Annotated in this window: 22 protein-coding genes; 14 read left to right on the top strand and 8 right to left on the bottom strand. The window is 62.2% G+C overall.

Annotation, left to right across the window (positions count from 1 at the left end; genetic code table 11):
• Window positions 1–70: 70 nt before the first annotated feature.
• The 3 genes from hmgA to KY084_RS06525 all read left to right on the top strand — a co-directional run bounded on the left by hmgA (window position 71) and on the right by KY084_RS06525 (window position 2,728).
• On the top strand, window positions 71–1,357 hold the full coding sequence (gene hmgA / locus KY084_RS06535; RefSeq protein ID WP_343227966.1) for a homogentisate 1,2-dioxygenase: 1,287 nt from the start codon (window positions 71–73) through the stop codon (window positions 1,355–1,357).
• Window positions 1,358–1,460: 103 nt separating this feature from the next.
• The gene (gene gntA / locus KY084_RS06530; RefSeq protein WP_219237629.1) at window positions 1,461–2,147 is read left to right on the top strand and encodes a guanitoxin biosynthesis heme-dependent pre-guanitoxin N-hydroxylase GntA; all 687 of its coding nucleotides are present in this window, start codon (window positions 1,461–1,463) and stop codon (window positions 2,145–2,147) included.
• Window positions 2,144–2,728, top strand: coding sequence for a DUF1989 domain-containing protein (locus tag KY084_RS06525; RefSeq protein ID WP_219237628.1), 585 nt, complete (start codon window positions 2,144–2,146; stop codon window positions 2,726–2,728). The genes gntA and KY084_RS06525 overlap by 4 nt, the downstream gene beginning before the upstream one ends.
• Before the next feature lie 172 nt (window positions 2,729–2,900).
• Here KY084_RS06525 and KY084_RS06520 read toward each other — a convergent pair whose 3' ends face one another.
• Together KY084_RS06520 and KY084_RS06515 are read right to left on the bottom strand one after the other, a co-directional pair.
• The gene (locus KY084_RS06520; RefSeq protein ID WP_219237627.1) at window positions 2,901–3,650 is read right to left on the bottom strand and encodes a prepilin peptidase; all 750 of its coding nucleotides are present in this window, start codon (window positions 3,648–3,650) and stop codon (window positions 2,901–2,903) included.
• Window positions 3,643–3,906, bottom strand: a complete 264-nt coding sequence (locus tag KY084_RS06515; RefSeq protein ID WP_219237626.1) for a hypothetical protein — start codon at window positions 3,904–3,906, stop codon at window positions 3,643–3,645. The genes KY084_RS06520 and KY084_RS06515 overlap by 8 nt, the downstream gene beginning before the upstream one ends.
• Before the next feature lie 166 nt (window positions 3,907–4,072).
• Between KY084_RS06515 and KY084_RS06510 the strand changes: the two genes are divergently transcribed.
• Window positions 4,073–5,284: a mechanosensitive ion channel family protein gene (locus KY084_RS06510; RefSeq protein WP_219237625.1), complete on the top strand. Its 1,212-nt coding sequence runs from the start codon at window positions 4,073–4,075 to the stop codon at window positions 5,282–5,284.
• Here KY084_RS06510 and KY084_RS06505 read toward each other — a convergent pair.
• Both KY084_RS06505 and KY084_RS06500 read right to left on the bottom strand, forming a co-directional pair.
• Window positions 5,267–6,574: a PepSY-associated TM helix domain-containing protein gene (locus KY084_RS06505; RefSeq protein ID WP_343227965.1), complete on the bottom strand. Its 1,308-nt coding sequence runs from the start codon at window positions 6,572–6,574 to the stop codon at window positions 5,267–5,269. The two genes, KY084_RS06510 and KY084_RS06505, sit on opposite strands and share 18 nt — an antisense overlap.
• A complete protein-coding gene (locus KY084_RS06500; protein ID WP_219237623.1) occupies window positions 6,571–7,020 on the bottom strand; it encodes a hypothetical protein in 450 nt (149 codons plus the stop codon). Before KY084_RS06500 ends, KY084_RS06505 begins: the two co-directional genes overlap by 4 nt.
• A gap of 25 nt (window positions 7,021–7,045) precedes the next feature.
• Here KY084_RS06500 and KY084_RS06495 point away from each other — a divergent pair, with 25 nt between their 5' ends.
• The 3 genes from KY084_RS06495 to KY084_RS06485 all read left to right on the top strand — a co-directional run bounded on the left by KY084_RS06495 (window position 7,046) and on the right by KY084_RS06485 (window position 10,022).
• Complete coding sequence (locus KY084_RS06495; protein ID WP_219237622.1) at window positions 7,046–7,336, top strand: hypothetical protein; 291 nt, start codon at window positions 7,046–7,048, stop codon at window positions 7,334–7,336.
• A gap of 163 nt (window positions 7,337–7,499) precedes the next feature.
• Window positions 7,500–9,731: a catalase/peroxidase HPI gene (gene katG, locus KY084_RS06490; RefSeq protein WP_219237621.1), complete on the top strand. Its 2,232-nt coding sequence runs from the start codon at window positions 7,500–7,502 to the stop codon at window positions 9,729–9,731.
• A gap of 117 nt (window positions 9,732–9,848) precedes the next feature.
• Window positions 9,849–10,022: a hypothetical protein gene (locus KY084_RS06485; protein WP_219237620.1), complete on the top strand. Its 174-nt coding sequence runs from the start codon at window positions 9,849–9,851 to the stop codon at window positions 10,020–10,022.
• Window positions 10,023–10,085: 63 nt separating this feature from the next.
• Here the strand turns inward: KY084_RS06485 and KY084_RS06480 are convergent, their stop codons facing one another.
• The 4 genes from KY084_RS06480 to KY084_RS06465 form a co-directional block, all read right to left on the bottom strand.
• Window positions 10,086–10,574 carry an SH3 domain-containing protein gene (locus KY084_RS06480; RefSeq protein WP_219237619.1) on the bottom strand — a complete coding sequence of 163 codons (489 nt, stop codon included), beginning with the start codon at window positions 10,572–10,574 and terminating at the stop codon, window positions 10,086–10,088.
• A gap of 178 nt (window positions 10,575–10,752) precedes the next feature.
• Window positions 10,753–12,156, bottom strand: a complete 1,404-nt coding sequence (locus KY084_RS06475) for an NAD(P)H-dependent flavin oxidoreductase (protein ID WP_219237618.1) — start codon at window positions 12,154–12,156, stop codon at window positions 10,753–10,755.
• Window positions 12,157–12,215: 59 nt separating this feature from the next.
• Window positions 12,216–13,352, bottom strand: a complete 1,137-nt coding sequence (locus KY084_RS06470) for a glycosyltransferase family 4 protein (RefSeq protein ID WP_219237617.1) — start codon at window positions 13,350–13,352, stop codon at window positions 12,216–12,218.
• Between the two features lie 34 nt (window positions 13,353–13,386).
• Window positions 13,387–14,286: an alpha/beta fold hydrolase gene (locus KY084_RS06465; RefSeq protein ID WP_219237616.1), complete on the bottom strand. Its 900-nt coding sequence runs from the start codon at window positions 14,284–14,286 to the stop codon at window positions 13,387–13,389.
• Window positions 14,287–14,304: 18 nt separating this feature from the next.
• Between KY084_RS06465 and KY084_RS06460 the strand changes: the two genes are divergently transcribed.
• The 7 genes from KY084_RS06460 (at window position 14,305) to KY084_RS06430 (ending at window position 21,185) form a co-directional block, all read left to right on the top strand.
• A complete protein-coding gene (locus KY084_RS06460; RefSeq protein WP_219237615.1) occupies window positions 14,305–15,681 on the top strand; it encodes a protein adenylyltransferase SelO family protein in 1,377 nt (458 codons plus the stop codon).
• 99 nt (window positions 15,682–15,780) lie between these two features.
• The gene (gene astD / locus KY084_RS06455; RefSeq protein ID WP_219237614.1) at window positions 15,781–17,199 is read left to right on the top strand and encodes a succinylglutamate-semialdehyde dehydrogenase; all 1,419 of its coding nucleotides are present in this window, start codon (window positions 15,781–15,783) and stop codon (window positions 17,197–17,199) included.
• Between the two features lie 93 nt (window positions 17,200–17,292).
• The gene (gene cobA / locus KY084_RS06450; RefSeq protein WP_219237613.1) at window positions 17,293–18,081 is read left to right on the top strand and encodes a uroporphyrinogen-III C-methyltransferase; all 789 of its coding nucleotides are present in this window, start codon (window positions 17,293–17,295) and stop codon (window positions 18,079–18,081) included.
• Window positions 18,078–18,374, top strand: coding sequence for a DUF2849 domain-containing protein (locus tag KY084_RS06445; RefSeq protein WP_219237612.1), 297 nt, complete (start codon window positions 18,078–18,080; stop codon window positions 18,372–18,374). Before cobA ends, KY084_RS06445 begins: the two co-directional genes overlap by 4 nt.
• 1 nt (window position 18,375) lies before the next feature.
• Complete coding sequence (locus tag KY084_RS06440) at window positions 18,376–20,007, top strand: nitrite/sulfite reductase (RefSeq protein ID WP_219237611.1); 1,632 nt, start codon at window positions 18,376–18,378, stop codon at window positions 20,005–20,007.
• Window positions 20,000–20,425 carry a DUF934 domain-containing protein gene (locus tag KY084_RS06435; protein WP_219237610.1) on the top strand — a complete coding sequence of 142 codons (426 nt, stop codon included), beginning with the start codon at window positions 20,000–20,002 and terminating at the stop codon, window positions 20,423–20,425. Before KY084_RS06440 ends, KY084_RS06435 begins: the two co-directional genes overlap by 8 nt.
• Window positions 20,418–21,185 carry a phosphoadenylyl-sulfate reductase gene (locus tag KY084_RS06430; RefSeq protein WP_219237609.1) on the top strand — a complete coding sequence of 256 codons (768 nt, stop codon included), beginning with the start codon at window positions 20,418–20,420 and terminating at the stop codon, window positions 21,183–21,185. The genes KY084_RS06435 and KY084_RS06430 overlap by 8 nt, the downstream gene beginning before the upstream one ends.
• The last annotated feature ends 56 nt before the right edge of the window (window positions 21,186–21,241 follow it).

The following is a 21,241-nucleotide window of genomic DNA, read 5'->3' as shown; positions in this document are numbered from 1 at the left end:
ACCGCATACCTCCGCAAAGCGACGGTCGATCGTTACGGAGCGGCCAGTTCCATTTTCGGGAGAGCATGACGTGGCTGATCGGTATGTGAGCGGATTCGGCAATCATTTCGCCAGCGAAGCCATTCCCGGCGCGCTGCCCGTCGGCCGCAATTCCCCGCAACGCCCTGCTTTCGGCCTTTACGCCGAACAGCTTTCGGGCACCGCCTTCACCGCGCCGCGCAATGAAAATCGCCGGTCCTGGCTGTATCGCCTGCGCCCGTCGGCGGCGCACCCGCCTTTCACGCGATACACAGGCGCGAAAGCGTTCAAACCGGATACCGACAATCAGCCGCTGTCGCCGAACCGGATGCGCTGGTCGCCGCTGGCGATGCCGCAATGCGATACCGACTGGATCGACGGCATGGCGACAATGCTGTCCAGCCACGGTCCCGAAACGCAAAGCGGCGCCGTCGTCCATATCTACCGAGCCAACCGCGATATGGAGCGCCGGGCTTTCGTTTCCGCCGATGGCGAACTGCTTTTCATCCCCGAACAAGGGCGGCTGGTCCTGCTCACCGAAATGGGGCGGATCGACCTGTCCCCCGGTGAAATCGCTTTGATCCCGCGTGGGCTGCGATTTCGTGTCACGCTGCCCGACGGCGCGGCGCGCGGCTATGTCGCCGAAAACCATGGCGCGCCTTTCCGCCTCCCCGACCTTGGTCCGATCGGGTCAAACGGGCTTGCCAATCCGCGTGATTTCGAAACGCCGGTCACCTGGTACGAGGATGTGGAGGGCGATTTCGAACTCGTCCAGAAATATCTCGGCCGGTTATGGACCACCAATCTCGGCCGCTCGCCGCTCGACGTGGTTGCCTGGCACGGCAACCTCGCACCGTGCAAATATGATCTTTCGCGCTTTAACGCGATCGGTACGGTCAGTTTCGATCACCCCGATCCTTCGATCTTCACCGTCCTCACCTCGCCCAGCGATGTGCCCGGCACGGCGAATGCCGATTTCGTCATATTCCCCCCGCGCTGGATGGTGGCGGAGGATACATTCCGCCCGCCCTGGTTTCACCGCAATGTGATGAGCGAGGCGATGGGACTGATCCACGGCGCGTATGATGCAAAGGCCGAAGGGTTCGGCCCTGGCGCGTTGAGCCTGCACAATCAGATGTCGGGCCATGGTCCTGATGTCGCAAGCTGGCGGGCGGCGAGCGAAGCCACGTTGCAGCCGCAAAAAATCGAAAACACCATGGCGTTCATGGTTGAAAGCCGATGGATATTCCGCCCGACTGCGTTCGCAGCCGACTGCGCGCAAACCGATTATGACGAAGCATGGGCCGGCTTTCCCAAGGCCAAGACACCCGTGCGATAGCTTTTTTCTTCAATACCTTAACACCGATCAAGTGAGACGGAACCGCCCTTTGGTCGTAACGTTGGAGGGTGGCAACAAATCCCGAAAAGGGTTCCCTTGATCCATGTTTGACTGGCAACACGAAGCGCAGGAGCGCCTGCAAAGCCTGTTGTTCGCCCATATCGGTGAACAGGCGTTTCCATGCGTCGGCGCGAAAGCAGCGCTCGCCCGCGGGACTCTGAACGTGCTTGCGTGCAACGCGATCGACAGTGCCTGGGACGATCTGCGCATCCATGACGCGTTGCTGCGCTGGGCCGAGGAATATCGCAAAGCCCCTGCGATGTACCGCAGTTTCGCGGTCATTTTCGACCGACCCGTCGATCTGGACGAAGCGGCCTTCGAACGCGCGCTATGGCAGCGCGTCCAGTCATTGTCGGACAAGGATGTCTGGCGCGGACAGGAATATGACGACCGGGTCAGCGCCGATCCGGCGAACCCGCATTTCTCGCTCAGCTTCGGTGGCGAAGCCTTTTTCATCGTCGGCTTGCACCCCAATGCCAGCCGTCCGGCGCGCCGTTTCGAACGCCCTGCGCTGATCTTCAATCTGCACGATCAATTCGAGCGCCTTCGGCAGGAAAATAAATATGAAGGCATGCGCGAAAAAATTATGAGCCGCGACGAACGGCTCGCCGGATCGCGCAACCCCATGCTCGCGCCGCACGGACAGTCGAGCGAGGCGCGCCAGTATAGCGGCAGGATCGTCGACGATGGCTGGGCACCACCGTTCGAATATCACGGAACCGGCAAATGAATATGATGGTCATTCCCGAACGAAGCGGCACCGCCTTCCGTCTGTCCGCAGGCAAGATGCTGACCGTGGTCGATCCGAAGGGCGAGCAGGTGGCCGACCTCCTCGCCTTCAACGCGGATGACATGGATGAAGCGATCTCTTCCGGACGAACGCTCGATTACGCGGAAACGATACGCCTGACGACCGGGCACCGGCTTTATTCGAACCGGTCCAATGCAATGTTGGAAATCGTCGAGGACACGGTAGGCATGCATGATTTCCTGCTCACGCCCTGTTCGGTCGACACCTTTCATCACTTTTATCCTGGTCAGCCGCCCCATCGCGGCTGTTTCGGAAATCTCGCCGAAGCATTGGCGCCCTATGGCATTGAACCGGATCGAATACCGGTTGCATTCAACTGCTTCATGAATGTGCCGATCGACGGCGAAACGGGTAAATTGCGGGTGCTTCCTCCGATAAGCAAGGCGGGCGACCACATTACCTTGCGCGCCGAAATGGATCTGGTGATCGGGCTTACCGCCTGCTCCGCGCCCGATTCGAACGGCGGCAGTTTCAAGCCGATCCATTATCGGATCGAATGATTCTACGGACTTTTTTATACGAAAATGCATTTCGCACTTGCAATCCGAATTGCTGCGGTGCACAAGGATCAGGCCTTTTCAGGCATCCTCTCCTAAAACTTTTCAAGGGTCGCCTTCGGGCGGCCCCTTTTTTTGCCCGGCCATCAAGGCGATAACTCAGCGTTTCCGCCGTTCAATGGCTTGCCGTAAGCCATAATGAATATGCGGCCAGCGCCAGCAACGTGCCCAGCGGCAGTTGAGTCGTGGCCGAAACCGTGCGGCCGCGCAGCATCTGAGCCACGACAGCGATCAGGCCGATCATGCACGCGACAAGCACCAGCATCGGCAGGTCACGCCAGCCAAGCCACAGTCCGATCGCGCCGAGTAATTTGGCGTCGCCCCCGCCCAGCCCTTCGCGCCCACGCGTTCGGCGATACACCAGGGCAATGAACCACAGGCAGGCGAAACCGGCCGCGCCGCCGATCAGACGGTCCTCGATGGCAGGCGGAAGTCCGGCAAGGCCAGCACCGATCCCTGCCAGCGCCAAAGCACCGGTCAGCACATTGGGAAGCCAGAAAGCGCGAAGGTCGAGCGTTCCCAGCAGCAGCAACAGCCATCCGAACACAGCGCCGGCGGCGCCCGGCCACCCGGGCACCGCCACGCCCGCCGACAGACCGATGATCAGGCCAAGCGCTTCGCATAACGGATGTATCGCATCGATCCGCCTCCCGCATTCTCGGCAACGCCCGCGCTGCAGCGCGAAGCTCAGCAGCGGGATCAGCTCGGCCGCGCGTAGCGGTTTGCCGCAACCATCGCATTCGGACCTGCCTTTCAGCGCCGATCGCGCTTGCGGCCAGCGCACCACCACCGTCGCGATAAAGCTGCCAAAGATCAGGCCGAGCACGGCAAGCCCCGCCACCCAAAACCATAGCGCCTCAGCCATGCAGTGGCTTTTCCCGGATCAGATAGCGATAGATACCGAACAGGTTGATTGCGAACAAAACGCCGTTCTGCGTCCCCAGCGCCCAGTCGTCGGACATCGCGGCGGCCGTGATCCATGCGACGCTTGAAAATGTGAAAATGATGAACCCGACGCCTACCGTCCGGCGACCGAGATCGAGCGACACCATGAACGCCGCCAGCACGCCGCTGGCCGTTGCTGCCCATTTGATTGCCTGTACCAGCGGCCTGTCTTCCATGCCGTGTGCATCCCCTTTTTGTTCATGTATAAGCCGTCGCCACCAACGCGCGGCGGTGTCGGCATGTCCAGCATTTTCCCTGGCGCGATGAAAAGTTGCCGGGCGATTTTACGATCGCGCACAGCGGTTGGCGCGCGAGCGCCGCGGCGTTACTACGCGCGGCGCCATGGATTTCACCTTTCCCCAGTTCGAACTCAATAACTTTGCCCAGACGCTGATCAGCATCGTCGCACTTGCGCTCGCAGCCGCGGCGGCGAACCTTGTCGTCAAACAGGTGCTGCTACGGCTGATCTGGCGCTATCTGGAACGGGTCGCGTTCGATGACGATCTGCCCTCGCTTCCGCGCGTGGCGCAGCGGCTGGCCACCATCATACCGACGCTGGTGGTGGAACGCGGAATTCGGCTGGTGCCGCATCTGTCGCCGGAAATCGACACGGTGGTCGGCAATATCTGTTCGGCGATTGTCGTGCTGTGCATCGCAATGGCGCTCAGCGCGGGGCTGAGCGTCGTCAACGAACTGTATCGCCGTCGGCCCGAAGCGCGCTCGCGCCCCATCAAGGGCTATGTCCAGGTGATCAAGATCCTGGTCTATCTGGGCGCTGCCATCCTGATGGTCGCCGCGCTGATGGAGCAATCGCCGCTGCTGTTGCTGTCGGGGCTGGGAGCGATGGCAGCGGTTTTGATGCTGGTATTCAAGGATACGATCCTTTCGCTCGTCGCCTCGGTTCAGCTTGCGTCGAACGACATGCTTCGCGTGGGCGACTGGATCGAAATGCCGCAGCTCAACGCCGATGGCGATGTCATCGATATCGCGCTGCACACGGTGAAGGTGCAGAATTGGGACCATACCATCACCACCATCCCCACCCATCGGCTGATTTCGGAATCATTTCGCAACTGGCGGGGGATGCAGGATTCGGGCGGGCGGCGGATTCAGCGCGCGCTGTCCGTCGACCAGAATTGCGTCGGCTATCTGACGGGGGCGCAGATGGACAAGCTGGAGGCGCTCGGCGCGATGCGTCCCTATCTTCAGGCAAGGCGACGCGAGATCGACCATTGGAACCGCGACCGGGACGCGAGCGAACAGCGCCGGTTGACCAATATCGGCACCTACCGCGCCTATGTTGAGGGATATCTGCGCGCGCATCCGCTGGTCGCTCAGGACATGCTGCGCCTGGTCCGGCAGCGCGATCCGACGCCGGAAGGACTGCCGCTCGAAATCTATTGCTTCGTCGCGCGCACCGGCTTTGTCGAGTTCGAAGCGGTGCAGGCCGATATTTTCGACCATCTCATCGCGATGCTCCCCGAATTCGGCCTGCGCCTGTTCCAGCATCCGGCCGGCAGCGACTTCGCCCGTGCGCTAGGCCGGTTGGAGTGATTCCCGCGCGCGCTTATCGCGTAGCCCTGCGCGCGTGATCGAAACCAGCAGGATCGCCGCCATGCCGATCCAGAAAACAGCGTTGAGCGGCGCTGCATTGCCCGCGATCAGGCGAAGCACCAACGTTGCGGCCAGCATCGCCGGAATGCCCCATAACACAGCGTTCCAAGCAGCGCGCAGCTTCGGTTCGTGCATCCCGCGCCGACGCCGCTTGCCCAGCCACAATACCGGCCCGGTGCCGATGATCGCGCACAATGCGGCACCGAAGATCAGATAAGCGATCTTCACCGGCAGCCCGCCGAAATTGCCGAAATGCAGATTGTAATTGGAAGCCGCCGCCTGCTTGCCCAACGCACCGTCGGACATGCCCGCTTTCTTCCGGAACCGGCCGGCGGCATCGAAGCTGTAGCTTTCGCCGTAGATCAGCCGGTGCGGGATATGCGCCAGAATCTGGATATGCTGCCCGGCGGTCAGCGGGTCGTGAACGATCACATAATAAGGGTCGGCGTACGGGAAGCGCCGCTTCATGCCGCGAAGCGCCGCAGCCATGTCGGGCACGGGGCCGACGGCATGATCCGGCTTCGGCTCTCCACCGAAAATCGGGGTATAGGCAGCCAGGGTATCTCCGTCGTAAAATTGCTTGCCCAAACCATAGCTGGTCACACCGGCAAGTCCGATGACCGCGCCGGTCAGGGCGACCGCCAGCGAAAAGGGCAGCGTCCAGACGCTCAGCCGGTTGTGCCAGTCGGCAAGCCCCACCCCACTGCCCTGCCGCGCGCGCAGGCGAAAGGCATCGCGGAATATACGCGGATGCGCCAGAACCCCGGTGATTGACAGCGCAACCATCACAACCCCCAGCGCGCCGACGATAATCAGTCCCCATGTCGCAGGCAGCATTAGCCGGTAGTGCAGGTTCAGCAGAAATTCGGACCAGCCCTTTTCCTGTGCCCCAGCAAGCGTGCCGTCGGGCGCGACATTCATCGCCTGATCGTCGGTAATGACGGCGGTGCGCGGCAACCCGCCATAGGGAAGCTGCACGTACAGATGCGTGCTGGGCGCATGTCCCGCCTCCGATGCAAGCAGCGTCGTTACCGATTTTTGCACCGCCTCGGGGGAAATCGCGGTCATTTCGGGCGCGGACGGTTGTTCCACACGCTGCCATTCCTGATAGAATACGACGAGCGTACCAGTGACACAGACCAGATAGAGCAGCGCGCTCGCCAACAGGCCGATCGCCGCATGCGCGGAAAGCGCGGAACGAACCGTCTGTTTTGCAATCAACGGCTTCACACCCGTCCCCCTGCCCATAAAATCGCCGCAGCGACAAGGATCGGGATAACGACCATGACCAGCCGAACCGATTGCCGCGCCTGCATCAGCATCACCGTCATCAAAACAGCCCAGCCGATCGGCATGGCATACAGCGCCAGGACATTGGCGTTGGCTTCGCCCGCTGCCTGCGACCATTGCCGCACGACCAGCGCGATCAGCACCGCCGCCCCCGCCGCACAGGGCACGCTGAGCAGGAAGGTGGCGAAGCGGCGCGGCAGGCGCCACCCCGTTCCCTTGGCCGGCATGATGTTGGCGCGTCGGACGGGCGGGGACGCCCGCCGCGCCGGGGTGACGATCGCGGCCTGGGCAAGCAGCACGAACGCAACCGCCGTGGCGGCAAGCGACGCCATGCTGATCCCCCACGCTCCGGCGCCCCGGCCGGCCAGCGCAAGGGCCAGGGTCATCAGCCCCCAGCCAGCGAGGTTCGCCGTGACCGAACGGCGCGGCCGCGACCATGCCATCCGCAACAGCAAAACCGCTGCGGCCGCACCGATCGCGCCCGACCAGACGAACAGCCCGGCCGCCATCACGCGATCCGCGCCTGACGGCTTCGTCGCGATCGCTTACCCCGCCGGATCACGCAAAAAGCTCAGATATAGACACGGTTCGCCCGGCCGCGCGCCGCTGCGCCAGCAACGTTCCACCGCGCGGCATACCGGTTCCAGCAAATCGAGCGTCGCGAATCTCATATCCCCCCTTGTCCGACTAAACAGCGCATAATCGCCTCTAATGACAATCAGTCGCATTAACAACCCGAAGCAGTCGTCATTTTTCGGTGAAAGTGATTTTCTGCATGTCTCTGAACGCCATATTCGTTTGGCGCGTCTCCGCTTGGCTTTGCTATGTCTGGAAATGTTGAAAAGATCGGCGAAGGAGAGATGTGATGGATGCGAAGACAGGTGATCCACTGGGCGGCGGATGCCCGATGAAAAATCCCGAAGCGGTGCGTTCGCTACTGGGCCGGACGAATCGCGACTGGTGGCCCAACCAGTTGTCGCTCGACATCCTCCACCAACACGGTGTGACCGGCGATCCGATGGGCGACGATTTCGACTATGCCGAGGAATTCAAGAAACTTGATCTGGGCGCGGTGAAGAAGGACCTTCGCGCCCTGATGACCGACAGCCAGCCCTGGTGGCCGGCGGATTACGGTCATTACGGTCCCTTCCTGATCCGCATGGCATGGCATTCGGCAGGCACGTACCGCACCGGTGATGGTCGCGGCGGCGCATCTTCGGGCAATCAGCGATTTGCGCCGCTCAACTCCTGGCCGGACAACGCCAATCTGGACAAGGCGCGTCGCCTGCTCTGGCCGATCAAGCAGAAATATGGTCGTCGGCTGAGCTGGGCTGATCTGATGATCCTGGCCGGCAACATGGCGTTCGAATCGATGGGAGCGCCCGTGTTCGGCTTTGGCGGCGGGCGCCAAGACATTTTCGAACCCGAAAAGGACGTCTATTGGGGTACCGAGGAAGAATGGGTCGGTTCTGAAGGAAGCCAGACCCGTATCGACCCGGACAAGGAAATGGCGCTCGAAAATCCCCTCGCCGCGATTCAGATGGGCCTTATCTACGTCAACCCCGAAGGCCCCGGCGGCGTGCCAGATCCGGCGCAATCGGGCCGCGACATTCGCGAAACCTTTGCGCGCATGGGCATGAATGACGAGGAAACGGTCGCGCTGACCGTCGGCGGCCACACTTTCGGCAAATGCCATGGCGCGGGCGATGCGGCCAAGGTCGGGGCAGAACCCGAAGGCGCGGATATCGCTCAGATGGGGCTTGGCTGGCAGTCGGGACATGAAAGCGGCGTCGGCGATCACACCATCACATCGGGACTGGAAGGCGCCTGGACGCCCACCCCGACGAAATGGGACATGACCTATTTCGACATGCTGCTCGACCATGAATATGAACTGGTAAAAAGCCCGGCGGGCGCGACCCAGTGGCAGCCGGTCGGCAACCCCGAAGAGACGCTCGCTCCCAAGGCGCATACGCCGGGTGAGAAGGTCCCGACGATGATGACGACCGCCGACATGGCGATGAAGGTCGATCCCGAATATCGCAAGATCATGGACAAGTTCCGGGCGGACCCTGCCTATTTCGGCGATGCGTTCGCGCGGGCATGGTTCAAACTTTGCCACCGCGATATGGGGCCGAAGGCGCGCTATCTTGGCCCCGACGTTCCCGAAGAAGATCTGATCTGGCAGGACCCGCTGCCAAAGGCCGACTATGCCCCGATCGACGCGGAGGACATTCGGACGCTGTCGAAGAAGATACTCGGATCGGGTCTGACCATTTCTCAGATGGTGAAAACCGCCTGGGCGTCGGCATCGACCTGGCGCGTGTCCGATCATCGCGGCGGCGCAAACGGCGCGCGCATCCGGCTTGCCCCGCAAAAGGACTGGGAAGTCAACGAACCCGAAGCGCTGGCCAAGGTGCTGAAGGTCTATGAAGGCATCAAGGCCGATTTCGACGGCGCGACGGGCGGCAAAAAAGTGTCTGTTGCCGATCTGATCGTGCTTGGCGGTTCGGTTGCCGTGAAAAAGGCGGCAAGCGATGCCGGGCATGAGATTGACGTTCCGTTCGAACCCGGCCGGGTCGATACGACCGACGAACTGACCGACGCAGAAGGGTTCGAACCGCTTGAACCGCAGGCCGATGGTTTCCGCAACTATCTGTCGACGCGAATGAGCGTGCCGACCGAAGAGCTTCTGGTCGATCGCGCTCAGCTTCTCAATCTATCGGCTCCGCAAATGGCGGTGCTGGTTGCTGGCTTGCGTGTGCTGGGGGCCAATTACGGCGACCGGCCCGAAGGCGTGCTGACCGATCGGGTCGGGCAGCTCAGCAATGACTTTTTCGTCAACCTGCTCGACATGACGGTCGCTTGGAAGGAAGTCGATGAATCCGGCGATGAGGAATTCATCGGCACCGATCGCGAAAGCGACGAGGAGAAATGGCGGGCCACGCGCACCGACCTCGTCTTCGGATCGAATTCACAGCTTCGCGCGATCGCCGAAGTCTATGCCGCATCCGATGCGGGCGAAAAGTTCGTGAAGGATTTTGTTGCTGCATGGACGAAGGTGATGAACGCGGATCGGTACGACCTGCACCGGTAAACGCGATTTTCGCCGACAAGGCTTTTCCTGAAAGAGCTGCGGCGCTACGCGCGTCGCGGCTTCTTTTTTGCGGCACGGCCAGCCGCCGCACGCCCTACCCGCAGGAGGATATGCCGCATGATGGCGATCGGTTGCCTGTTCCCGGTCCTGTTCTTTCTGGGCGGCGCGGTTCTGGGCGGCGTGCTTGGCGGTCAGCAAGGTTCGATCTGGGGCGCGGTGGCGGGCCTGATAATCGGGCTGGGTATCCCCACGGCGATGCTGATCGGCATGCGTTCACGCCACAAGCATTGACGCTCCGTCCGCAAGCGCCCGATCAACCGGCTGCCCCCTATCCCATCGCCAGGCGGCGCAGGGTCAAAGCTCCTCGCCCGGATCGACCCCCCATAGGTGCGATTGTTCGACATAGCCCGAACGTCCGCCGACATCGAACCAGCACCAGCCGCGTTTGCAGTCGCTGATCTTTCCTACCACGCCGGGTTCGGCGCGCCAGTTGATGCTCGCGCCCTGATTGGGGCTGCTGCGCATCGCTGCTATCATGCCCGTAACCATCGCGGTGCGCGCCGCGCTCAACAGCCCAACCTGCATCCAGCCCTGCGTGCCGTCCGGGTCCTCGATCTTGCGCCAGTCCTGATAGATGTCGATCACCTTGATCGGCAGGTCTTCGCGTTTGTAGAGCCAGCTGATAGGGTAATTTCGCCCCGGCCCAGTGCGCATGCGCGCTTTCCCGGCAGCGATTGACGCATAATAGGGCGTCTGGCGCTGCTGCGCGCCCGCCTGCCCCACTGCCCCGCCGGCCAGTGCCAATGTGGCAAAACCGGCGATGACCGTGCCCGAAATCCGCATGATACGCCCCTTGCTCCAACACGTTGCGGCTCGTTACAGCGTTCCGCGTCCGTGCTTCAACCACTGACTGACGGGGTTCGACACGCTGCACCAAAGCCGGATGTCGAACCGCCCCCCGCCGCAACGCTCCGCTGCTCACAACAATTCGAAAAAATGCTCACAGCGATGAACGCGGGTATCAGTCGCCTGTCAGGATGCGATCGACAAGCTGTTTGACCGTCGGGACATAGCCGTTCGAATAAAACGGGTCCTTCTTGAAATTATACGCATTATGGCCCGCGAACATCAGGTTCTGATCCACCGGGCCGCCATGGGCGATGTCCTGCAGCGTCTTCTGGATGCAGAAGGAGCGCGGATCGGCTAGCCTGCCGGTCGAATTGGTTTCGGTATCCGCCCAGGATGAAAATTGGCACTGGCTGAGGCATCCCATGCAGTCGGCCTGATCCTTGCGAATTTCGGCCTTTTCCTCTGGCGTCACAAAGACCAGCGTATTGTCCGGCGTCTTCAGCGCGTCGGTATAACCAAGCCCCACCCATTCGCGCGCGCGCATCAGGTCGCCCCGGGTCACCCAGAAATTCTTGCTCCTTACCCCGGCATCAAGCTGATGCGTATGGTCACCCGCCTCCTGTTTCGAAAATGCGATCTGGCGCTCCGAACGCGCTTCCAGATTGCGCAGGAAGGGATTGCGCACCGCGCTGGAATAAAATCCGGTGGGCGAAAAACGATGGAGCAGCACGTCGCCCGGCTCCAGCTCCATCAACCGCGCCTTCCACTCGTCGGGGATCGGGCTTTCCCTGGTGAGCAGCGGCCGCGTGCCGAACTGGAACGCGATCGCCCCCAGTTCGCTGTTATCGATCCAGTCGCTCCAGTCGCGCAGATACCAGACGCCGCCCGCCATCACGATCGGCACATCGTCCGAAATACCGCCTTCGCGCATCGTGTCCCGCAGCGCCTTGACCCGCGGATACGGATCCTGCGGATTCAGCGGGTCCTCCGCATTGGACAGGCCATTATGTCCGCCCGCCAGCCACGGGTCTTCGTACACCACCGCCGCCAGCCATTCGGACGCCTTGGAATAAGCGCGTTTCCACAGCGCGCGAAACGCGCGGCCCGAACTGACGATCGGAAGATAGCTGACATTGTAGCTCGCCGCGATTTCGGAAAGCTTGTACGGCATGCCCGCGCCGCAGGTCACGCCCGCGACCATCCCCTTTGTGCGTTCCAGAACGCCGTGCAGCACCCGCTGCGCACCGCCCATTTCCCACAACACATTGATGTTGATCGCGCCCTTGCCGCCAGCGATTTCGAATGCGCGTTTAACCTGCTGCACCGCGCCTTCAATGGCGTATTCGACCAGCTCTTCGTGCCGTTCGCGCCGGGTAAGCGCGCGATAGACCTGCGGAATGATCTTGCCCTCGGCATCATAGCTGTCGGCGTTGACGGCGGAGACTGTTCCAATGCCTCCGGCCGCCGCCCACGCGCCGGCGCTGGCATGGTTGGTCGCCGCGACGCCCTTGCCGCCCTCGATCAGGGGCCAGACCTCGTGACCGTTATACTGGATAGGCTTCAGGCCTTTAAACACAAATCCTCCGATTAAATCTTGGATACAGCCTAAACAATTCGGCGACTGATGGCGAGCGATTACGAAATACTGAACGCGTCCGTTTTTCCGATTGCTTCGCCATATAGCCGCGCATAGGCGGCGATCATGTCCTTTTCATCGAACAACGCCTGTGCGCGTGCGCGGTTTGACTTGCCAAGCTGTTCGCGCGCGGCCTTGTTTCTGGCCAGCACCTGAATCCGGTCACGCAATCCCACCGCGCTCCAATTGGGGCTGAGATAGGGCGAATTGTCAGCCGCCACCATTTGCGGCACGTCGCCGACCGGGGGCGCGACGATCGGCAGCCCCGCCGCCATCGCCTCCATCACCGAAATCGGCTGCTGCTCGCTTTTCGACGAAAGCGCGAAAATGTCGAACAGGCCCAGATAACGCGCCGGATCGGGGAGAAATCCGGGCATCACCAGATCGTCCTCCAGCCCCATCAGTTCGGCGGTCTCAAGAATATTCTCGCGATCGCCGCCCTCGCCAACGATCACCAGTTTCACGGTAAAGGCCATCCCGCCGACCGCACGCAGCAGCAGCGGCAGGTTCTTCACCGCGCGAAGCCCCGCGACCGTGCCGACGACGATCTGCCCTTCCTTTTTCTCCAGACCCGGAATCGCACCCGATTCAGGCTTTCCGCCATAGCGGGCAACATCGATTCCGTTCGAAATCCGGCGCAAACGCGGTTCGGACACTTTCCAATAACGCTGCGCGATGCTTTCCAGCTTTTCAGAAGGCACCACCACCGCATGCGCGGCGCCAAGCGCCACCCGCCGGTACATATTTCGAATCGGATTGAGGCGGCGCGCCTCATCCGCGTTGAACCCGTCTTCGTGATGGATAACGGGCGGCAGCTTGCCCGAAAACACCCGCTTCGCCATCACCCCGTCGATCGCGCCCCAATTATAGGTCAGCACGAGGTCGAAATTCGCCATCGCCCGCGCGATCATTTCATAGCGCGCGACCGACGGCCGACCGGTCAGCGCCGGAGGATTTTGCGCAATTTCATATTTGATCCCCGGTGCGATCGCATCACGCGCGGAAAGCGCATCGGGCACGCCCGACACGATGGTATGGCGCGCGCGGTTCCCGAACGCATTCATCAGGCGGACCGCGCGCGCTTCCTTGCCGCCAAGGTCGAAGCTCGAAAAAAGATGAAGTATCCGGATCGTCATGGCAGCGCGGATGTAACGGGCCTTAGCGGCTTCGTCACTTGGCGGTTTCCCCTAATTTCGCTTCGATGCGGATCAGCAGCCGGTCGATCGCGCCCACTGCTTCGGGTTCTTCCAGCGTCGGTGCGTGCCCGGTTCGCGGTACGGTGACCAGTTCGACATCGCCGTGCCGTTCAACCATACGCCGCGCGACATCGGCGGGAAAGATATCGGACGTTTCGCCCCGCACGATCAGCAATGGGCAGGTTTTCAGCCCGTCGAATGCGCGCCACATATCCGGCCCGGCCTGATTGCCCGGCAGGCGGAAGGGCTCGGCAATCTTCATGTCATAGTCCAGCGTGATCCGCCCGGTCGGGGTCAGGCGATAGAGCCGCTTGGCCATGCGCAGCCAGTCCTCGACATCGTAATCGGGGTAGACGTCGCGATTGGCTTCCGCCGTGGCGCGCGCGGCGTGCATCCAGGTCGCGAACGACGCCGATTTGCCCACATAACCGCGAATGCGCGCCATGCCTGCCGGATCGAGTTCCGGCCCGACATCGTTGAGCAGCGCGCCGGCGACATGATCGCCCTCGGCCGCTGCGAGCAGCATGGTAAGGATACCGCCCAGCGACGTGCCGAACGCAACGAAGCGCTTCAGCGACAATTGGGCGATCAGCGCCTCGACATCCTGAAGATAGGTTAGCGGGACATAGCTCATCGCATCCTTCGCATAGGCGCTTTCGCCGCGCCCGCGCAGTTCGGCGACGATGATTCGCCATTCGCCGGACAACCGCTCCGCCACCGCTTCGAAATCGCGCGCGTTGCGTGTCAGGCCTGCGAAACACAGAATCGGCGGCCTGTCGTCGCGGCCGGGATAGTCGCGATAATGCAGACGCAACCCGTCATTCGACCACCAGAAGCCGTCTTCGAATCCTGCCCGGTTGTGCTTTTCACCCATCACGACCCATATCGCGGCATGGCCAATTTACCGCAAGCCGCAAGCTATCGTCCCGAAAAAGCGATTCTCGATCTGGGCGACGCGTTCTACGATCCGGTCGAAAGCGTCGATTTCCCGCAAGCGACGCTGCGTTTCCGCAACCAGCGCTGGGCCAATGCCGTCGGACTGGGTTCGCTGGACGATGCGCAATGGGTGGAGCACTTCGCCCGGTTCGAACCGCTCGACGGCTCGCTCGATACACCGCTGGCGCTTCGCTATCACGGCCACCAGTTCCGCCAATATAATCCGGACATCGGCGACGGGCGCGGCTTTCTGTTCGCCCAGCTTCGCGACGGCGGTGGACGGCTGCTCGATCTCGGTACCAAGGGGTCTGGCCAGACGCCCTATAGCCGCTTCGGCGACGGGCGCCTGACGCTCAAGGGCGGCGTTCGCGAAGTGCTGGCCACCGAAATGCTCGAAGCGCTGGGTGTCGAAACGTCGAAAAGTTTCTCGCTGATCGAAACCGGCGAAGCGCTGGAACGCGGCGACGAACCCTCCCCCACCCGCTCCTCGGTGCTCGTCCGACTGAGTCACGGTCATATCCGGATCGGCACCTTCCAGCGGCTGGCCTATTTCCGCGAAACGCAGGCGATGGAACGGCTCGTCGCCTATGTGCTCGACCGCTATTACGGCGAACCCGCCGGAGAGGACGCGCCGCAGCGACTGATGGCGCATGTCGTCGATCGCACCGCCCGGCTTGCCGCGCAGTATATGGCGGCCGGGTTTGTCCATGGCGTGCTCAATTCGGACAATATCAACGTCACCGGGGAGAGTTTCGACTATGGTCCCTGGCGCTTCGCCCCGACCTGGGACCCTGGCTTCACCGCCGCCTATTTCGACCATGCGGGCCTGTATGCGTTCGGCCGCCAGCCCGAAGCGATCCATTGGGACGCGATGCAGCTTGCCGCCTCGCTTCGCCTGCTTGCCGAGGACGCCCAGCCGCTCATCGACATCCTCGAAAGCTTCGGCGAGCGCTATCAGCGGCATGTGTCGCGCGCGATCCTGTGGCGGCTGGGGGTAATGCCGCGCGATACGCAAAGCGACGCCGCACTGGTCGGCGCGGTCGAAGGCGCGATTCGTTCGTCCGAAACGCCGATCGACCGGTTCTTCTTCGATGCGTTCGCCGGTGCGCTGCCCGACAGCTATGGTGAAGCGTTCGCGCCGGTTCGCAGCGCGCTTGAGGGATTTTACCCCCGAAAACCCCGTGATCATCCCTATTGGAGCGCCCCGGCCCCCTGTTCGATGCTGATCGATGAAGTCGAATCGATATGGGCGGCGATTGATCGCGACGACGACTGGCGCGCGTTTCACACCAAGGTCGCGGCCATCCGGCATATGGGTGACGCGCTCGCCTGAACGAACGGCATCTGAACCGATCGGGAGTGGAAAAGCGCGCGCCGATCGGGCAAGACCTGTGCTTCGCGCCTGGTGAAGCGTTTGTTAAGAAAGAGAAGGATGACCGGAGCAGAACTGATTTCCTTCGAACCGGCGACCGGCGCTGAATTCTGGCGCGGGGTTGCGGGCGATGTCGATGCCGAAGTCGCAACAGCGCGCGAAAGCTGGGCGGAATGGGCTGCCAAGCCGGTAACCTATCGCATCGAAACGCTTCGCCGCTTCGCCAATACCGTGCGCGCCCGGCATGACGATTTCACCGACACCATCGCGCGCGAAACCGGAAAGCCGCTATGGGAAGCGCGCACCGAAGTGGATTCGGTGGTCAACAAGGTCGATATCTCGGTCGCCGCCTATTCCGAACGCACCGGCCAGCGTCGGCTGGATGCGCCGATGAATACGCGCATGGCGCTTCGCCACAAACCGCACGGCGTGCTCGCGGTGCTCGGCCCGTATAATTTCCCAGCGCATCTGCCCAACGGGCATATCGTCCCCGCGCTGATCGCGGGCAATGCGGTGATATTCAAACCGTCGGAAAAAACGCCCGCGACCGGTGCGTTTCTCGTCCGCTGCCTCCATGAAGCCGGGGTGCCTGAAGGGTGCGTCCGCCTGCTGCTCGGCGGACCGGAAGAAGGCAAGGCCTTGTCGGGCCATCCCGATATCGACGGGCTGTTGTTCACCGGGTCGGCGCGCACGGGAATCGCGCTCAATCGCCAGTTCGCCGAACAACCCGAAAAGATTCTCGCGCTCGAAATGGGTGGCAACAACCCCATCGTGGTGTGGAAGACACCCGACCTGAAATCGGCGGCGGTGCTGATCGTCCAATCGGCCTTCACCACCGCGGGACAGCGCTGCACCGCCGGTCGGCGCCTGATCGTCGACAAGCAATTGTATGAACCTCTGCTCGGCGAACTGGAAACGCTTATCCGGCGGATCATCGTCGACCACCCCCATGCCGACCCGCAGCCGTTCATGGGCCCGGTGATCGACAACGACACCGCTGACATGCTGACCGAAAGCTTTCTGGCGCTCTCGACGCGCGGCGGCCGGCCGCTGCTGCACATGGCGCGCCCGAACGGCGATCTGCCCTTCCTCACCCCCGGCCTGATCGACATGACCGAGGCAAGCGACCGGCCCGACATCGAATTATTCGGACCGATCCTTCAGGTCGTTCGCACCGATACCTTCGAGGAAGCGATCGTCGAGGCGAACCGCACCCGTTACGGCCTTTCGGCGTCGCTGATCAGCCAGGACCCGAAATTGTTCGAACAGTTCTGGGCGAATATCCGTGCCGGTATCGTCAACTGGAATCGGCCGACCAACGGTGCTTCCTCGGCCGCGCCGTTCGGCGGCATCGGCTGGTCGGGTAATCATCGGCCAAGCGCGCTGTATGCCGCGGACTATTGCGCCTATCCGGTGGTGTCGAACGAGGCGGATCAGGCGCGCGCGACGATCGGTGTGGGGCTTCGCGACGCCGTCTGACGGGGCATCCGCCGCGCCGCCGCATAGTTTCGCTAGGCCGCGCCAAAGGAACCGTCGATTGCGACCGGGCCGCGCGATGCGCATCTTTGCACCATGGCTCCTGAATATCCCATCCCCGCATCGGGGCGCATCATCCTGATCGGCGCCGGACCCGGCAGTCCCGATCTGCTCACCGTGCGCGCGACAAAGGCGATCGCGGCGGCCGACATCGTCGTTCATGACGGTTTGGTCGACCCGCGCGTCCTCGGCCTTGCCTCGCCCGACGCTGAACGGATTTCGGTGGCAAAGAAGCGCGCGCGCCACACCTTGCCACAAGATGGCATCAACGCCCTGCTGATCGAACGCGCGCGCGGTGGGGCCACCGTCGTCCGGTTAAAGGGCGGCGACCCGTTCATTTTCGGGCGCGGCGGCGAAGAGGTTGATGCTGCACGATCGGCCGGTGTCGCGGTGGAAGTAATCCCCGGCGTGTCGGCAGCTCTCGGCTGCGCGGCGGAGGCGCGGCTCCCGCTTACCCATCGCGACTGGTCCAGCGCGGTTTCTTTCGTCGCGGGCCAATGCAAGGGATTGTCCGAACAGGACTGGTCCGGCCTTGCGGGCAAGGGTCGCACGCTCGTCATCTATATGGGCGTCGCCACCGCCGCCGATATCGCCGAAAAGCTGATGTCCGATGGGGTCGCGCCCGACATGCCGGTTGCGGTGCTCGAACGCGGTACGCTGGAGGGTGCGCGCGCCATCCGCACCCTGCTTGCCGATCTGGGCGCGATGGTGGCTCAGGAGAATGTGAAAAGCCCCGCGATCATCGTGGTGGGCGAAGTGGTGATGCTGAGCGATGCGCAGGACAAGCTCACCCGCTGGGCCAATGTTGCGGAGGCGATGGCGTGAAGATTCTGACCGGAAACGATCTTGCGACCGGCGATGTCGTGTGGTGGACCGGCAGCGGCTGGTCGCGTCATGTCGAGGATGCGGCCGATGTCGGCGATCAGGGCGAAGCGATCGCCCATGCCGAAGAGGGCGCGCGTCGCGTCAATTCGCCCTATGTCATCGATGGCGAACAGTCGGATAGCGGACCGCGGCCCGCGCATATCAAGGACCGTGTGCGCGCGCTCGGTCCTACCGTGCGCCCCGACCTTACCCTGAAACCCGCCGATCCCGATGCGGCCAACCGGGTACTCTGAAATGTATCGTTACGACCAATATGACCAGAATATCGTAGACACCCGCGTCGCCGAGTTCCGCGATCAGGTGGAGCGCCGCCTTTCGGGCGCGTTGACCGAAGACCAGTTCAAGCCGCTGCGGCTGATGAACGGCCTGTACCTGCAACTCCACGCCTATATGCTGCGCGTGGCAATTCCCTATGGCACGCTTGATGGCCGCCAGATGCGGATGCTGGCCAGAATCGCGCGCGAATATGATCGCGGATACGGCCACTTTACCACTCGGCAGAACCTGCAATATAACTGGATAAAACTGTCGGAAGCACCTGATATCCTTGCCGATCTTGCCACGGTAGAGATGCATGCAATTCAGACGAGCGGCAATTGCATCCGCAATATTTCATCGGATCAGTTCGCAGGTGCCGCCGCTGACGAAGTGACGGATCCGCGCCCCTGGGCCGAACTACTTCGTCAATGGTCGACTTTTCACCCTGAATTCAGTTATTTGCCGCGCAAATTTAAATTCGCGGTGATCGCATCGGACGAAGATCGCGCGGCGATGCGCCTGCACGATATCGGCATTCAGATTGTCGAGCGCGACGGCACATTCGGGGCGCGCATCTATGCCGGTGGCGGCATGGGTCGTACACCTATCATCGGCAAGGAAATCAAGGACTTCGTGCCGGTTACTAACTTGCTGAGTTATCTGGAGGCCTGCCTTCGCGTCTATAACCGACACGGCCGCCGCGACAATATGTACAAGGCGCGGATCAAGATCCTGGTCAACGATCTTGGCGCGGAGGAATATGCCCGTCAGGTCGAGGAAGAATTCGCCGCGATGGAAACGCTCGACATCGATCCGCCGCTCGCCGAGTTCGAACGGATCGCCGGTTATTTCGCGCCTCCCGCCTTCGATGCGAATGCGCCGGACGAGGTCGATCGCAGCGATCCGGACTTCGCCGTCTGGGTCGACCAGAACGTAAAAGCGCATAAGCAATCGGGCTATGCGCTGGTGACGATCAGCCTGAAACCCGTGGGCGGCATCCCCGGCGATGCCTCGGCGGATCAGATGGACGTGATGGCCGGGCTTGCCGAGCGCTACAGCTTCGATGAACTGCGCGTCACCCATGCCCAGAACATCGTATTGCCGCATGTGAAAAAGGCTGACCTATACGCACTGTGGCAGCGCCTGAGCAAAGCCGGACTGGCCGAGGCCAATCTCGACCTGATCAGCGATATCATCGCGTGTCCGGGGCTGGATTATTGCAGCCTTGCCAATGCCCGATCGATCCCCGTGGCGCAGAAAATCGCCAAACGCTTCAGCGATGCGAAGCGCCAGCGCGAACTGGGCGAATTAAAGCTGAAGATTTCGGGTTGCATCAATGCCTGCGGCCATCACCATGCCGGTCATATCGGCATTCTGGGCGTCGACCGGAAAGGCACCGAGAATTACCAGCTTCTGCTTGGCGGATCGGGAGCGGAGGATGTCAGCCTGGCAAAGATTACCGGCCCCGGTTTCGATGAAGCGGGCATTGTCGATGCGGTGGAAAAGGTGACTGATGTCTATCTGAACGCCCGTACCGAGGGCGAACGCTTCGTCGATACCTATCGCCGCGTCGGCATGGAGCCGTTCAAGGAGGCGCTTTATGGCTGATTTCCTGCATTTCCGCGATGATGCTCCGCATGATGAACCGGCGGTGACGCTCGACGCCTTTCTGGGCCAGTCGAACGCTGGCGCGGTGCGCATCGAATCGGGGGAGGATGTCCGTTCGCTGCTTCCCCATCTTTCCCGTATCCGGCTGATCGAAATCAGCTTTCCGACCTTCCGTGACGGGCGCGGCTATTCGACCGCGCGCATCCTGCGTGAAGCGGGATATGGCGGCGAACTACGCGCCGAAGGCGATGTGCTGGTCGATCAGATTCCGTTCATGCGCCGCTGCGGTTTTGATAGTTTCGCGCCCGCGGCAGAGGTCGACGAAGCGGTGCTTGGCCGCGCGCTCGACCGCTATGACCATGTCTATCAGCCCGCGGCCGATGCGCGCACGCCGGTGTGGAAATTGCGTCATGGCTGAAGCGACCGCGCGCAGGATCGACCGGCTTGACGTCGCGCCGCGCTTTACCGCTGCCGATGCGCACCGCCTCAACAATCTGTTCCGCGGCCGGGATACGCAAGAAATGCTGAAGGCGGTAATGGGCGATGCGATGCTGGGCGATGTCGCCGTGGTATCGTCGTTCGGTGCGGAATCCGCCGTACTGCTGCATTTGGTCGCGAAAGCCGACCCGGCGATCCCGGTGCTGTTCCTCAATACTGGCAAGCATTTTCCCGAAACGCTGGCCTATCGCGATTTGCTGGTCGAACGGCTCGGCCTCACCAACCTGCAAATCCTCATCCCCGATGCGGAAGAACTCGCCGCGCGCGACGAAAACGGGTTGCGCTGGTCCTATGATCCCGACGGCTGCTGCGCCATCCGCAAGGTCGCGCCGCTGGAAAAGGCACTTGCTCCCCTCGATGCCAGCATCACCGGGCGAAAGGCGTTCCAGTCATCGACCCGCGCTGCCCTGCCGCGCTTCGAACTCGATGGCGACCGGCTGAAGGTCAATCCGCTGATCGACTGGGTAAAAGCGGATATCGACGCCTATTTCGAAGCGCACGACCTGCCCCGCCACCCGCTCGAAGCGCAAGGCTACCCCTCGATCGGCTGCGCACCATGCACCAGCAAGGTGAAGCCGGGCGACGACCCGCGTTCGGGCCGCTGGAGCGGCTGGGACAAGACCGAATGCGGCATCCACACACCCATTCCCGACGGCGACCCCGAACAACCGATGTTCTGATCAACTACGAGGAGGCGGCGCAATCGTCATCGCGATCGAAGCATCCCGGAAAAGCC

The organism is Stakelama flava, assembly GCF_019351405.1.
In the GTDB taxonomy this organism is placed as follows: Bacteria; Pseudomonadota; Alphaproteobacteria; order Sphingomonadales; family Sphingomonadaceae; genus Sphingomonas; species Sphingomonas flava_A.
This window is presented reverse-complemented; position numbering and strand designations above follow the sequence as displayed.